The organism is Pseudomonas sp. Pseusp11 (genome assembly GCF_047304405.1).
Lineage (GTDB): Bacteria > Pseudomonadota > Gammaproteobacteria > Pseudomonadales > Pseudomonadaceae > Aquipseudomonas.
In genome coordinates this window covers 88803-103102 of record NZ_JBGLZF010000016.1, presented here as the reverse complement: position 1 = coordinate 103102, position 14300 = coordinate 88803, and the positions used below count along the sequence as shown (strand labels likewise).

15 protein-coding genes are annotated in these 14300 nt (G+C 60.0%); 1 reads left to right on the top strand and 14 read right to left on the bottom strand.

All coding sequences use genetic code 11. The annotated features are described in order from the left end of the window. Positions 1 to 23: 23 nt before the first annotated feature. The 7 genes from ACCC96_RS15345 to flhA all read right to left on the bottom strand — a co-directional run bounded on the left by ACCC96_RS15345 (position 24) and on the right by flhA (position 8819). Positions 24 to 2282, bottom strand: coding sequence for a chemotaxis protein CheA (locus ACCC96_RS15345; RefSeq protein WP_413696230.1), 2259 nt, complete (start codon positions 2280 to 2282; stop codon positions 24 to 26). A 37-nt stretch (positions 2283 to 2319) separates the two neighbouring features. After that, a complete protein-coding gene (locus tag ACCC96_RS15340; RefSeq protein WP_413696229.1) occupies positions 2320 to 3108 on the bottom strand; it encodes a protein phosphatase CheZ in 789 nt (262 codons plus the stop codon). 21 nt (positions 3109 to 3129) lie between these two features. Next, the gene (locus tag ACCC96_RS15335; RefSeq protein ID WP_167331167.1) at positions 3130 to 3501 is read right to left on the bottom strand and encodes a chemotaxis response regulator CheY; all 372 of its coding nucleotides are present in this window, start codon (positions 3499 to 3501) and stop codon (positions 3130 to 3132) included. A 167-nt stretch (positions 3502 to 3668) separates the two neighbouring features. Continuing rightward, positions 3669 to 4409: an RNA polymerase sigma factor FliA gene (gene fliA, locus ACCC96_RS15330; protein WP_007894214.1), complete on the bottom strand. Its 741-nt coding sequence runs from the start codon at positions 4407 to 4409 to the stop codon at positions 3669 to 3671. Next, positions 4406 to 5236 carry a flagellar synthesis regulator FleN gene (gene fleN / locus ACCC96_RS15325; RefSeq protein ID WP_003222917.1) on the bottom strand — a complete coding sequence of 277 codons (831 nt, stop codon included), beginning with the start codon at positions 5234 to 5236 and terminating at the stop codon, positions 4406 to 4408. Before fleN ends, fliA begins: the two co-directional genes overlap by 4 nt. Positions 5237 to 5352: 116 nt before the next feature. Continuing rightward, positions 5353 to 6678 carry a flagellar biosynthesis protein FlhF gene (flhF, locus tag ACCC96_RS15320; RefSeq protein WP_413696228.1) on the bottom strand — a complete coding sequence of 442 codons (1326 nt, stop codon included), beginning with the start codon at positions 6676 to 6678 and terminating at the stop codon, positions 5353 to 5355. An 11-nt stretch (positions 6679 to 6689) separates the two neighbouring features. Then, positions 6690 to 8819: a flagellar biosynthesis protein FlhA gene (gene flhA / locus ACCC96_RS15315; RefSeq protein ID WP_007938653.1), complete on the bottom strand. Its 2130-nt coding sequence runs from the start codon at positions 8817 to 8819 to the stop codon at positions 6690 to 6692. A 391-nt stretch (positions 8820 to 9210) separates the two neighbouring features. Here flhA and ACCC96_RS15310 point away from each other — a divergent pair, with 391 nt between their 5' ends. Further along, entirely contained in the window at positions 9211 to 9360 is a 150-nt protein-coding gene (locus tag ACCC96_RS15310) for a hypothetical protein (protein ID WP_019648112.1), read from the top strand. Positions 9361 to 9408: 48 nt separating this feature from the next. Here the strand turns inward: ACCC96_RS15310 and flhB are convergent, their stop codons facing one another. Genes flhB through fliM form a run of 7 tightly spaced genes read right to left on the bottom strand, consistent with a single transcriptional unit; the run spans position 9409 to position 14295 of the window. Next, entirely contained in the window at positions 9409 to 10548 is a 1140-nt protein-coding gene (gene flhB / locus ACCC96_RS15305) for a flagellar biosynthesis protein FlhB (RefSeq protein WP_413696227.1), read from the bottom strand. 3 nt (positions 10549 to 10551) lie between these two features. After that, positions 10552 to 11334: a flagellar biosynthetic protein FliR gene (gene fliR, locus ACCC96_RS15300; RefSeq protein ID WP_019648110.1), complete on the bottom strand. Its 783-nt coding sequence runs from the start codon at positions 11332 to 11334 to the stop codon at positions 10552 to 10554. A 3-nt stretch (positions 11335 to 11337) separates the two neighbouring features. Further along, positions 11338 to 11607 (bottom strand): flagellar biosynthesis protein FliQ, encoded by a 270-nt coding sequence (gene fliQ / locus ACCC96_RS15295; protein WP_007938648.1) that lies wholly within the window; start codon positions 11605 to 11607, stop codon positions 11338 to 11340. Continuing rightward, the gene (gene fliP, locus ACCC96_RS15290; RefSeq protein ID WP_007938646.1) at positions 11604 to 12362 is read right to left on the bottom strand and encodes a flagellar type III secretion system pore protein FliP; all 759 of its coding nucleotides are present in this window, start codon (positions 12360 to 12362) and stop codon (positions 11604 to 11606) included. The genes fliQ and fliP overlap by 4 nt, the downstream gene beginning before the upstream one ends. Continuing rightward, positions 12362 to 12811, bottom strand: coding sequence for a flagellar biosynthetic protein FliO (fliO, locus tag ACCC96_RS15285; protein WP_019579581.1), 450 nt, complete (start codon positions 12809 to 12811; stop codon positions 12362 to 12364). The genes fliP and fliO overlap by 1 nt, the downstream gene beginning before the upstream one ends. Continuing rightward, positions 12812 to 13270 (bottom strand): flagellar motor switch protein FliN, encoded by a 459-nt coding sequence (fliN, locus tag ACCC96_RS15280; protein ID WP_007938642.1) that lies wholly within the window; start codon positions 13268 to 13270, stop codon positions 12812 to 12814. 56 nt (positions 13271 to 13326) lie between these two features. Then, positions 13327 to 14295, bottom strand: a complete 969-nt coding sequence (gene fliM, locus ACCC96_RS15275) for a flagellar motor switch protein FliM (RefSeq protein ID WP_007938639.1) — start codon at positions 14293 to 14295, stop codon at positions 13327 to 13329. Positions 14296 to 14300: the final 5 nt, after the last annotated feature.

Here is a 14300-nt window from a genome sequence, read left to right as displayed (position 1 = left end):
TCTGGCGCCCCGCTCCCCCAGAATCAAATACGCCGTGCGGCGTAACGCTTGAGCATGCTCGGAACATCGAGAATCAGCGCAATGCGGCCGTCACCGGTGATGGTGGCACCGGACATGCCCGGGGTTCCCTGGAGCATTTTGCCCAATGGCTTGATGACCACTTCTTCCTGACCCACCAACTGATCGACGACGAAGCCGATCCGTTGAGTGCCCACCGAAAGGATCACCACATGGCCCTCGCGCTGCTCTTCGTGAGCGGCGGAGCTGACCAGCCAGCGCTTGAGGTAGAACAAGGGCAGCGCCTTGTCCCGCACGATCACCACTTCCTGGCCGTCCACCACGTTGGTGCGCGACAGGTCGAGGTGGAAGATCTCGTTGACGTTCACCAGCGGGAACGCGAACGCCTGGTTGCCGAGCATGACCATCAGCGTCGGCATGATCGCCAGGGTCAACGGGACCTTGATGACGATCTTCGAGCCTTTGCCCTTGGTCGAGTAGATATTGATGGTGCCGTTGAGCTGGGCGATCTTGGTTTTCACCACGTCCATGCCCACGCCACGACCGGACACGTCGGAGATCTCGGTCTTGGTCGAGAAGCCCGGCGCGAAGATCAGGTTGAAGCAATCGGACTCGCTGAGACGGTCCGCCGCATCCTTGTCCATCAAACCTTTTTTCACGGCGATACCGCGCAAAACGTCAGCGTCCATGCCCTTGCCGTCATCGGAGATGGACAGCAGGATGTGGTCGCCTTCCTGTTCAGCGGACAGAATCACTTTGCCGCTGCGAGGCTTGCCCATCGCTTCGCGATCAGCCGGCTCTTCGATACCGTGGTCGACCGAGTTGCGCACCAAGTGGACCAACGGGTCGGCCAGGGCCTCGACGAGGTTCTTGTCGAGGTCGGTTTCTTCGCCGACCAGTTCCAGGTTGATCTCTTTCTTGAGCTGGCGAGCCAGGTCGCGAACCAGACGCGGGAAGCGCCCGAAGACTTTCTTGATCGGCTGCATCCGGGTCTTCATGACCGCGGTTTGCAGGTCGGCCGTGACCACGTCGAGGTTCGACACGGCCTTGGACATGGCTTCGTCGCCGCTGTTGAGGCCCAGACGGACCAAGCGGTTACGCACCAGTACCAGCTCGCCGACCATGTTCATGATTTCGTCGAGACGCGCGGTGTCGACCCGCACGGTGGTCTCGGCTTCGCTGGTTGGCTTTTCCGCGGGCGGCGCGGCCGGGGCACGAGCAGCAGCCGGTGCCGCGGCAGCAGCAGGCTTGGGTGTTTCGGCTTTTGGCTCGGGCGCTTTGGCAACAGGTGCCGGCGCCACAGCCTTGGCGACTGGAGCCGACACTGCAGCAACAGCCGAAGCAGTGCCCACTTCAGTGAACTTGCCCTTGCCGTGCAATTCGTCGAGCAGCGATTCGAATTCGTGATCGGAGATCAGATCGCTACCGGCCGCAGCGGCGGTTGGCACAGCCGGGGCTGGCGCCGAAGCGATTGCCGATTCCAGCGCATCGACCGCAAAGTTGCCTTTGCCGTGCAGCTGGTCGAGCAGTGCTTCGAACTCGTCGTCGGTGATGTCGGAGCTGTCGCCGGCGGCTTTCGGAGCAGCCGGTGCGGCGGGCGCTGCGGCCACCGCATCGGCGGCGAACTGACCTTTGCCGTGCAATTGATCGAGCAACGACTCGAACTCGGCATCGGTGATTTCGTCACTGGCTGCTGCATCGGCGGCAGGCTGCGAAACAGGCTGCGCAGCGGCTACGGGTGCCTCGGCCTGGGCCTTGACGGCGTTCAGCGAGTCCAGCAGTTGTTCGAATTCGTTATCGGTAATGTCGCCCGATTCGCTTTCGGCGACCGGAGCTTCAACCACTTCAGCGACCGGTGCCGGTGCGGCTTCCATTTGCGGCTCGGCCAGACGGGCCAGCGCCGCGAGTAACTCAGGCGTGGCAGCCGTGATCGGGCTGCGTTCGCGGACTTCGCTGAACATGCTGTTCACCGCGTCCAGCGCTTCGAGAACCACGTCCATCAGTTCCGAGTCGACGCGACGCTCCCCCTTGCGCAGGATGTCGAACACGTTCTCGGCGATGTGACAGCACTCCACCAGCTCGTTGAGCTGGAGGAAGCCGGCGCCCCCTTTTACAGTGTGAAAACCGCGAAAAATTGCATTGAGCAAGTCCGCATCATCAGGTCGGCTTTCCAGCTCGACCAGCTGCTCGGACAGTTGCTCTAGAATCTCGCCGGCCTCAACCAGGAAATCCTGAAGGATCTCTTCATCGGCGCCGAAGCTCATTAAGGGGGTGCTCCTACAGGTCTAAAAACCCAAAAAACTAAAATCCAAGACTGGATAGCAAATCGTCCACATCGTCCTGACCGGACACAACGTCTTCTCTTTTATCGGCATGAATCTGCGGACCTTCACCCTGAGAGAGATGTTTTTGTGGATCTTTTTCAGCCAGCATCGCTTCACGGTCATGTTCGATACCCGCGAAGCGGTCTACGTGACTGGCCATGAGTACGAGCTTGAGCAGGTTGCTTTCAACTTCGGTGACCAATTGGGTCACACGCTTGATCACCTGACCGGTGAGGTCCTGGTAATCCTGGGCCAGCAGAATGTCGTTGAGGTTGCTCGACACGACGCGGTTGTCCTCACAGCTGCGTGTCAGGAAACCATCGACCCGCCGGGCCAGTTCGCGGAACTCTTCAGCCCCGACTTCGCGACGCATGAACCGTCCCCAATCCGTGCTCAGCGCCTGGGCTTCATCGCTCAGGCTGTTGATCAGCGGCGTGGCGTTTTCCACCAGGTCCATGGTGCGGTTGGCCGCGGCCTCGGTCAGCTTGACCACATAGGACAGGCGCTCGGTGGCATCCGTGATCTGAGACACTTCCTCGGCTTGCGGCATGTGCGGGTCAATCTGGAAATTGACGATCGCGCTATGCAGCTCGCGGGTGAGCTTGCCCACTTCCTGATACAGGCCGCGGTCACGGGTCTGGTTGAGCTCATGGATCAGTTGCACAGCGTCGCCAAACTTGCCTTTTTCAAGGCTGTCGACCAGTTCGACCGCGTGTTTTTTCAGGGTCGACTCGAAATCGCCCTGTGAAGATTCGTTATGCTCCATAGCTCCCCCGTGCGCAGTACATCAGCCGATGCGTTCGAAAATCTTCTCGATTTTTTCTTTCAACGCCTGGGCTGTGAAGGGTTTGACCACATAGCCGTTAACACCGGCCTGGGCCGCTTCGATGATTTGCTCGCGCTTGGCTTCGGCGGTCACCATCAGCACCGGCAGGTGCTTGAGCCTTTCATCGGCGCGCACCGCACGAAGCAGGTCGATGCCGGTCATACCGGGCATGTTCCAGTCGGTAACCAGAAAATCGAAGTTACCGCTTTGCAGCATCGGCAACCCGGTCAGCCCGTCATCGGCTTCGGCGGTGTTGGTGAACCCAAGGTCACGCAACAGGTTTTTAATGATCCGCCGCATCGTTGAGAAGTCATCAACGATGAGGATTTTCATGTTCTTGTCCAATTCGACCTCCAAGCAGTCTTAAACGCGCCCAGCACCTGGACGCGCCATTTCAATCAATCCGGCAAAGCACTCAATGACTGTCTGGAGCACAACAGATCGAGACCGGTACGGTTCAACACCACACCAGCTCCATTCGCAGTGTCCCCACACTGCCTTCAGCGCGCTCGCCACTCCCCCAAACGCCCCCGCAAACGGGCCGCGCACTGGCTGTGTAACTGGCTGACCCGAGATTCACTGACCCCCAGGACCTCACCGATTTCCTTGAGATTCAACTCTTCGTCGTAGTACAGCGCCAACACCAGTCGCTCACGCTCCGGCAAATTGGCAATCGCGTCCGCCAGCGCCGCCTGGAAGCGTTCATCTTCCAGATCGCGTGACGGCTCGAGATGAGCACTCGCGCCATCCTCATGCAGCCCTTCGTGTTCGCCGTCCTGCAACAGATCGTCGAAACTGAATAACCGGCTGCCCAGGGTGTCGTTCAAAATCCCGTAATAATCGTCGAGACTCAATTGGAGTTCGGCCGCAACTTCGTGATCTTTAGCGTCACGGCCGGTTTTAGCTTCAATCGAGCGAATCGCGTCGCTGACCATGCGGGTATTGCGGTGGACCGAACGTGGCGCCCAGTCCCCCTTGCGCACTTCATCGAGCATCGCGCCGCGGATTCGAATACCCGCGTACGTCTCGAAACTCGCGCCTTTGCTGGCGTCGTATTTGGTTGATACTTCAAGCAGGCCGATCATCCCGGCCTGGATCAGGTCTTCGACCTGGACACTGGCCGGCAGACGCGCCAGCAAGTGGTAGGCAATGCGTTTGACCAGTGGCGCGTAACGCTCGATCAGCTCGTACTGCGCGTCACGTGCCGACTTCTTGTAGAGGTTGTAACCGCTGGCTGTCATAGCACGGGTCCTGCCGTTTGTTGCACGAGGCGCTCGACGAAAAATTCCAGGTGCCCACGCGGGTTGGCCGGCAGTGGCCAGGTATCGACTTTCTGCGCAATGGCCTTGAACGCCAGGGCGCACTTGGAACGCGGAAAGGCTTCATACACCGCGCGTTGCTTCTGCACGGCCTTGCGCACGCTTTCGTCGTAAGGCACCGCACCGACGTATTGTAAGGCGACGTCGAGGAAGCGATCCGTGACCTTGGTCAACTTGGCGAACAGGTTGCGGCCTTCCTGCGGGCTCTGCGCCATGTTGGCCAGGACGCGGAAGCGGTTCATGCCGTAGTCGCGGTTAAGCAGTTTGATCAGCGCGTAGGCGTCAGTGATCGAGGTCGGCTCGTCGCACACCACCAGCAAGACTTCCTGCGCGGCGCGCACGAAGCTGACTACCGAGTCACCTATGCCCGCAGCGGTGTCGATCACCAATACGTCGAGGTTGTCGCCGATGTCGCTGAATGCCTGGATCAGGCCGGCATGCTGGGCCGGGCTCAGATGAACCATGCTCTGGGTGCCGGAGGCAGCCGGGACGATGCGGATACCGCCAGGCCCTTGCAACAGCACGTCGCGCAGCTCACAGCGGCCTTCGATCACGTCGGCCAGCGTGCGTTTGGGTGTCAGTCCCAACAGAACGTCGACGTTCGCCAGCCCCAGATCGGCATCCAGCAGCATGACGCGCCGGCCGAGCTCAGCTAGAGCCAGGGACAAGTTCACTGACACGTTAGTCTTCCCGACGCCACCTTTGCCGCCGGTCACCGCGATCACCTGTACGGGATGCATGCTGCCCATGTTATTTCTTTACCTTGTCTTACTTAGACGGAGGCCACATTACTGGCTGCGCGTTCACCATCGGAACAATGCATGGCAGACCATCGATGTAGGTACAAAAAATGTTCATTAACACCTCAGCCAACCTGCTTGGTCGGGCTGTGGTAAATATCAGCGAACATGTCAGCCATGGCTTCTTCGCTGGGTTCTTCCTGCATTTGCACGCTAACGGCGCGACTGACCAACTGATGACGACGTGGCAGATGTAAATCATCCGGAATCCGCGGACCATCGGTCAGGTAAGCCACCGGCAACTCATGACTGATCGCCAGGCTCAACACCTCACCCAGACTTGCCGTTTCATCCAGTTTAGTCAGGATGCAGCCGGCGAGGCCGCAGCGTTTGTAACTGTGATAAGCGGCGGTTAGAACCTGTTTCTGGCTGGTGGTTGCCAAAACCAGATAATTTTTTGATTTGATGCCGCGCCCGGCCAGACTCTCGAGCTGCATGCGCAGTGCCGGGTCGCTGGCCTGAAGGCCGGCGGTATCGATCAGCACCACGCGTTTTCGCAGCAAGGGCTCCAGCGCCTGCACCAGGGATTGACCCGGGTCGACATGGGTCACCGACACATTGAGGATCCGGCCCAGCGTCTTGAGCTGTTCCTGGGCACCGATGCGATAGCTGTCCATGCTCACCAGCGCGATGTTCTGCGCGCCGTACTTGAGCACGTAGCGGGCCGCGAGCTTGGCCAGCGTGGTGGTCTTGCCCATGCCGGCGGGGCCGACCATGGCAATCACCCCGCCCTCTTCCAGTGGTTCGACTTCCGGGGTGGCGATCATCCGCGCCAGGTGCGCAAGCAACATGCGCCAGGCCTGACGAGGCTCTTCAATGTCGGTAATCAGTGCCAGCAGATCGCGCGACAACGGGCCGGACAAGCCGATACGTTGCAGGCGACGCCAGAGGTTGGCCTGCGCCGGACGGCTGCCTTGCAGCTGATTCCAGGCCAGCGAGCCAAGCTGCACTTCCATCAGTTCACGCAGGCTGTTGAGTTCGAAACGCATCGAATCGAATGCGCGCGGATCGACACCGGTCGCCGCAGCAGGCGCGGGAGCCGGACGCCGAGGTTCGGCCAGCACCGGTTCGATCAGCGGTTCGGCGGCGGTCAACGGCAGGCCGGCGAACAACTGGCGATTGGTGGTCTTGTCGCTCTCGCCATCGCCGCGCAGGCTCAGTTCGGCCTGGGCGGTGACGATCCGCGACTGGGTCTTGCGCAGCTCATCCTCAAGTTCCATGTTCGGAACACGTGGGGCCAGCGCCGACAATTTGTAATCCAGGGCAGCCGTCAGCTCGACACCGCCGGCGATCCGGCGATTGCCAATGATGGCGGCATCAGCGCCCAACTCATCACGAACCAGTTTCATGGCCTGACGCATATCGGCGGCGAAAAAACGCTTAACTTGCATAAACCACTACCTCAGCCGTTGGGCCCTACTGTCGCAACGATGGTCACTTGCTTGTTGTCAGGAATTTCCTGGTAAGCCAACACGTGCAAACCCGGCACTGCCAGCCGACCGAATCGCGAGAGCATCGCGCGAACCGGACCGGCCACCAGCAGAATCACCGGCTGACCTTGCATTTCCTGACGCTGCGCCGCATCGATCAACGAGCGTTGCAGTTTTTCCGCCATGCTTGGCTCCAGCAGAACGCCCTCTTCCGAGCCTTGTCCTGCCTTCTGAAGACTATTGAGCAATATTTGTTCCAACCTTGGTTCCAAGGTGATCACAGGCAGCTCCGACTCAGTGCCTACAATGCTTTGCACGATTGCACGGGATACGCCGACGCGCACCGCGGCCACCAAAGCGGCGGTATCTTGACTCTTGGCGGCGTTGTTCGCGATGGCTTCGGCGATGCTGCGGATGTCCCGCACCGGCACCTGTTCGGCCAGCAACGCCTGCAAGACTTTGAGCAGTTGCGACAGCGAAACCACCCCCGGCACCAGTTCTTCGGCCAGCTTCGGTGAGCTTTTGGCCAGCAATTGCATGAGTTGCTGGACTTCTTCGTGGCCGATCAGCTCGCTGGAGTGCTTGTACAGAATCTGGTTCAAGTGGGTCGCTACCACCGTACTGGCATCGACCACGGTGTAACCGAGGGATTGCGCCTGGGCACGCTGGCTGATTTCGATCCACACCGCTTCCAGGCCAAAAGCCGGATCTTTGGCGGTGATGCCATTGAGCGTGCCGTAGACCTGACCCGGGTTGATCGCCAGTTCGCGCTCCGGGTAAATCTCCGCTTCAGCCAGGATCACGCCCATCAGGGTCAGGCGATAGGCGCTAGGCGCCAGGTCGAGGTTGTCACGGATATGCACAGTCGGCATCAGGAAGCCCAGGTCCTGGGAGAGTTTTTTACGCACCCCCTTGATCCGCGCCAGCAACTGCCCACCCTGGTTGCGATCCACCAGCGGAATCAGGCGGTAGCCCACTTCCAGGCCAATCATGTCGATCGGCGTCACGTCATCCCAGCCAAGCTCCTTGGTTTCCTGAGCCCGAGCCGGCGACGGCAGCAACTCCTGCTGACGCTTGACCTCTTGCAGGGCCTGAACCTTGACCGCGTTCTGCTTTTTCCAGAACAGGTAAGCACCACCGGCCGCCAGGGCTGCCATGGACAGAAAGGAGACGTGCGGCATGCCGGGCACCAGGCCCATCACCGCCATCAAGCCTGCGGCCACCGCCAAGGCTTTCGGCGAGGCGAACATCTGACGATTGATTTGCTTGCCCATGTCCTCCGAGCCGGAAGCACGGGTCACCATGATCGCGGCGGCGGTCGACAACAGCAGTGATGGCAATTGCGCCACCAAACCGTCACCGATGGTCAACAGCGCATACACCTTGCCGGCATCACCAAAGCTCATGCCGTGCTGGAAGATACCCACCGCCATGCCGCCGATCAGGTTGATGAACAGAATCAGCAGACCGGCGATGGCGTCACCGCGCACGAATTTGCTGGCACCGTCCATGGAACCGTAGAACTCGGCCTCCTGGGCGACTTCCATCCGGCGCAGTTTCGCCTGGTTCTGATCGATCAGGCCGGCGTTCAAGTCGGCGTCGATCGCCATCTGTTTACCGGGCATCGCGTCGAGGGTGAAACGCGCGCTCACCTCGGAAATGCGCCCAGCACCCTTGGTTACCACGACGAAGTTGATGATCATCAAAATCGCGAAGACCACGATACCGACCACGTAGTTACCGCCGATCACCACTTCACCGAAGGCCTGGATCACCTTGCCGGCGGCGGCATGGCCGTCCTGACCGTGGAGCATGACCACCCGCGTGGAGGCCACGTTCAGCGCCAGTCGCAACAACGTCGCCACCAGCAGAATGGTCGGGAACACCGCAAAATCCAGTGGTCGCAAGGCGTATACACAGACCAGCAACACGACGATGGACAGGGCAATGTTGAAGGTGAAAAACACGTCCAGCAGGAACGGTGGCACCGGCAACATCATCATGGCCAGCATGACCAGCAGCAACAGCGGCACGCCCAGATTGCCCCGACTGAGGTCGGCGACGTTTGTGCGGGCACTGTTGATTAACTGAGAGCGATCCACCGGTTTTCCCCGTTCCTTTAAAGCAAACTTTTGACGCCTGAAGCAGGCGCAGGGCGGCTATTGCAAGAAGCCTTCCAACTTTTGCCAAGGAGGGAAATAGATAGATTTGTTGAGCCCGGGGTAGCAGCTGCCGAGCCTGCGAGACTGCGTTCGAGGACGCAGTCCTCGCAAAGGTTTACGACTGCTGCGCAGCCGAACGCAGCCTCGCAGGCTCGGCAGCTGCTACGAACAGGGTGGATCAGAGGCGGGGCATGACATCGCTCAAGTTCACTGCCCTGCCATTCGTTCAGAGACCTGCACAGCCGTAAGTTTTGATAGTAGCCAAAACGGCCTTATGGGTATTGGATGGTGATCATCAGCGTTGGTAATACCAAGCGCCGGAGCAGCGATCATGCCCAAGAAAGCGGTCAAGTCATTCAACGATGCCAAAGGCTTCGATCTGGTTGCGCCCAAGCAACAGGACGACAGGAAGAAACAGGAAAACAGTATTGCGAAAGAGCCCGGCAATGAAAAAGCCAATAGGCGGCATCAGCGCCCGTAGGCGCTGCCGAAGGCGGCTATCTTTTTGATTTCAGAGCCGTAGACCCGATCAGGAATCGCGACGCAGATCCGGCGGAATCGGCAAATCATCCTTCAGCGGATCCGGACGTTTGCCCTTGCCCGCGCGGTACTGGCGGATCTGATAGACGTAAGCCAATACCTGAGCCACCGCCAGATACAGCCCGCCTGGAATTTCCTGATCCAGTTCCGTGGAGTAGTAAATCGAACGCGCCAGGGCGGGCGATTCGAGTAACTGCACTTGGTTGGCCACGGCGATTTCGCGGATCTTCAAGGCCAGGAAGTCGCTACCCTTGGCGATCAGCATCGGCGCCCCGCCCTTCTCCGGATCGTACTTGAGCGCTACGGCGTAGTGGGTCGGGTTGGTGATGACCACGTCGGCGTCGGGGATCGCGGCCATCATTCGCCGCTGCGACATCTCGCGCTGCAATTGGCGAATGCGTTGCTTGACCTCCGGCCGCCCCTCTTGGTCCTTGTGTTCGTCACGCACTTCCTGCTTGGTCATCAGCAGCTTATTGTGGCTTTCCCAGAGCTGCACCGGCACGTCGACCAGCGCGATGATGATCAGCCCGCAAGCCATCCACAAAGTGCTCCAGCCGACCACTTGCAGGCTGTGAATGATCGCCATGTCCAACGGCTCATGGGCGATGCGCAGCAGATCGTCGATGTCTGACGACAAGACCGCCAACGCCACGAACAACACGATGAAAAACTTCGCCAGAGCCTTGAGCAACTCCACCAGCGCCTTGGTCGAGAACATCCGCTTCAGGCCCGCGAGGGGGTTCATGCGACTGAACTTGGGCGCCATGGAGCCAGGCGCAAATAGCCAGCCCCCCAGGGAAATCGGGCCGATCAGCGAGGCCAACAGCAAGGTAATCATCAGCGGCTGAATCGCGTACAAGGCGATCTGCCCCGAGTGCAGCAGATAAGTCGCCATAAAGCGCTGATCCAGAATCACCTCTCGCGAGAGCGAGAAGTTCATGCGCATCAGCTCCATCAAATCCTGGGCCAGGGCGCCACCAAAAATCAGCAGCCCACCGGCGCCGGCGAGCATGACCGCCAGGGTGTTGAGCTCCTTGGAGCGCGCAATCTCGCCCTTCTCACGGGAGTCCTTTTTGCGTTTCTCCGTGGGGTCTTCTGTTTTGTCCTGACCGCTTTCGCTCTCAGCCATGACTCAGCGCGCCTGTGCCAGTTCGCGTAACAACTGCAAGGCCTCGACGGCCAGCGGTTGATACTGATTGAGAATGTCCGCCAGGCCGACCCAAACGATGAACAGCCCAAGTACCAGGGTCAGCGGGAAGCCGATCGAGAAGATGTTCAGCTGAGGTGCTGCCCGGGTCATCACGCCAAACGCAATGTTGACCACCAGCAACGCAGTGATCGCCGGCAACACCAGCAACAGCGCCGCACCGAATACCCAGCCGAGCTTGCCGGCCAGCTCCCAGAAATGATTGATCACCAAGCCACCACCGACCGGCAACGTGGTAAAGCTTTCGGTGAGGACCTCGAACACCACCAGATGGCCGTTCATCGACAGGAACAACAGCGTCACCAGCATGGTGAAGAACTGCCCGATCACCGCCACCGACACACCGTTCGTAGGGTCGACCATCGAAGCGAAACCCATGCCCATCTGGATCGCGACAATTTGCCCGGCGACCACGAACGCCTGGAAAAACAGCTGCAAGGAGAAGCCCAACACCGCGCCGATGATGATTTGCTCGGCGATCAGCAACAGCGCGCTCAGGTCCAGCGCATTGACCGCAGGCATGGGCGGCAGACCCGGCGCGATGACCACAGTAATCGCCAGCGCGAAGTACAAACGCACGCGCTTGGGCACCAGCGTCGTGCCGAAAATCGGCATGACCATCAGCAACGAGCCGATGCGAAACAGCGGCAACATGAACGTCGCCACCCAGGTGCTGATCTGCGTATCGGTCAGCTGCAGCAGCGACATGGCTTAACCGATGACCTGAGGAATGCTGTGGTACAGCTGCAGGATGTATTCCATGAATGTCTGCACCAGCCACGGGCCGGCAACGATCAGCGTCACCAGCATCACCAGCAGGCGCGGCAGGAAGCTCAGGGTCTGTTCGTTGATCTGGGTGGCCGCCTGGAACATCGCCACCAACAACCCCACCAGCAAGCTCGGAATCACCAGCACGGCGACCATCATGGTGGTCAGCCACAGCGCTTCGCGAAAGATGTCTACGGCAACTTCAGGCGTCATGGTGAAACACCGCCGAAGCTGCTGGCCAACGTGCCGATGATCAACGCCCAGCCATCCACCAGCACGAACAGCATGATTTTGAACGGCAGGGAAATGATCAGTGGCGAGAGCATCATCATACCCATCGCCATCAGCACACTGGCCACCACCAGGTCGATGATCAGGAACGGAATGAAGATCATGAAGCCAATCTGGAACGCGGTTTTCAGTTCCGAGGTCACGAACGCCGGCACCAGAATCGTCAGTGGCGCCTGATCCGGCGTAGCAATATCAGTGCGCTTGGACAGGCGCATGAACAGCTCCAGATCGCTGCTGCGAGTCTGGGCCAGCATGAAGTCCTTGATCGGCACCTGAGCCTTGGCGACTGCATCCTGAGCGGTGAGTTTCTCCGCCAGATACGGCTGCAAGGCATCCTGATTCACCCGATCGAACACCGGAGCCATGATAAACATGGTGAGGAACAGCGCCATGCCGGTGAGGATCTGGTTCGACGGTGTCTGCTGCAAGCCCAGGGCCTGACGCAAGATCGAGAAAACGATGATGATCCGGGTGAAACTGGTCATCAGCATGACGAACGCCGGGATGAAACTCAGCGCAGTCATGATCAGCAGGATTTGCAGGCTGACCGAGTATTCCTGGGCGCCATTGGCATTGGTGCCCAGGGTGATCGCCGGGATCGACAACGGATCGGCGGCGAACGCCAGTGGCGCAGCCAGCATCAGGGCCAGCGTCAAGACGATGCGTAACGCACCCATTACTTCTTATCCTTCTGATCCTTGCCAAGCATCTCCAACAGACGCTGGGCAAACTCCGGAGTCGCTTTCTCGGTTGCGCTCGGCACTTGTACCGGCTCCTTGAGCACATGCAACGCGGTGATGGTGCCGGGGCTCAGGCCGAGCAGAATCTGTTCGTTGCCGACCTGTACCAGCATCAAACGGTCACGGGGGCCGAGGGCCCGGGAACCGATCAACTCGATCACTTGCCCCTTGCCGGCCGGCCCGGCCTGCTGGACCCGGCGCAGCAGCCAGGCAAGGAAGAAGATCAACCCCAGCACCAGCAGCAAGCCAAACACCAACTGCGTCAATTGCCCGGCCACACCGCTGCTGACGGCTGGCGCGGCCGCCGCTGTCGCAGCAGTCGTCACCGACTCGGCCGCCAGCACGCTGGATGGCAAGGCCAACAGAACCGCAAGAACCTTGTTCACTCAGCGCAGCTTCTTGATGCGTTCGCTTGGGCTGATCACGTCGGTCAGGCGGATGCCGAACTTTTCGTTGACCACGACCACTTCGCCGTGGGCGATGAGCGTGCCGTTGACCAGCACGTCCAGCGGCTCACCGGCCAGGCGATCGAGCTCGATCACCGAACCCTGGTTGAGTTGCAGCAGGTTGCGGATGTTGATGTCGGTGCTGCCGACTTCCATGGAAATCGACACCGGGATATCAAGGATCACGTCCAGGTTCGGACCGTCCAGCGTCACTGGATCGTTGTTCTTCGGCACGCTGCCGAACTCTTCCATCGGCAGACGGTTGGAGCCCGACGTACCGGCATCGGCCGCCAGCAGCGCATCAATGTCGGCCTGCCCGGCGTCACCGGTTTCTTCCAGGGCCGCAGCCCATTCGTCGGCCAGTGCCTGGTCGTCCTGGGCGTTCATATCGTCGTTCATCATTTGTCCTCGGCGGGCAACAATTCAGTTAAATGCGTAGGGGGTACGAGCGCCGGTCAACGGCGCTCGATCGGCTCGATCACTTGCAACGCGAGGTTGCCTTTGTGCGAGCCCATCTTGACCTTGAAGGCCGGCACGCCGTTGGCGCGCATGATCATTTCTTCCGGCATCTCGACCGGGATCACGTCGCCGGGCTGCATGTGCAGGATGTCGCGAAGGCGCAGCTGGCGGCGGGCAACGGTGGCACCGATCGGTACGTCGACGTCCAGCACGTCCTGGCGCAAGGCGTTGATCCAGCGTTCGTCCTGATCGTCGAGGTCCGACTGGAAGCCGGCATCGAGCATCTCGCGCACCGGCTCGATCATCGAATACGGCATGGTCACGTGCAGGTCGCCGCCACCGCCATCGAGTTCGATGTGGAACGTCGACACCACAATGGCTTCGCTCGGCCCGACGATGTTGGCCATGGCCGGGTTCACTTCCGAGTTGATGTACTCGAAGTTCACTTCCATGATCGCCTGCCAGGCTTCCTTCAAATCGACGAAAGCCTGCTCCAGCACCATGCGCACCACACGCAGTTCGGTGGGGGTGAATTCACGCCCTTCGATCTTCGCGTGACGGCCGTCGCCGCCGAAGAAGTTGTCCACCAGCTTGAACACCAGTTTGGCGTCGAGGATGAACAGCGCGGTGCCGCGCAGCGGTTTGATCTTGACCAGGTTGAGGCTGGTCGGCACGTACAGCGAGTGCACGTATTCGCCGAACTTCATCACCTGCACGCCACCGACGGCAACGTCCGCCGAGCGGCGCAGCATGTTGAACATGCTGATGCGGGTGTAGCGGGCGAAACGCTCGTTGATCATTTCCAGCGTCGGCATGCGTCCACGGACGATGCGATCCTGGCTGGTCAGGTCGTAGCTTTTGACACTGCCGGGTTCGGCAGCGTTATCGGTCTGTACCAGACCATCGTCGACGCCATGCAACAGCGCATCGATCTCATCCTGGGACAGCAGGTCCTGCACGGCCATGTCGT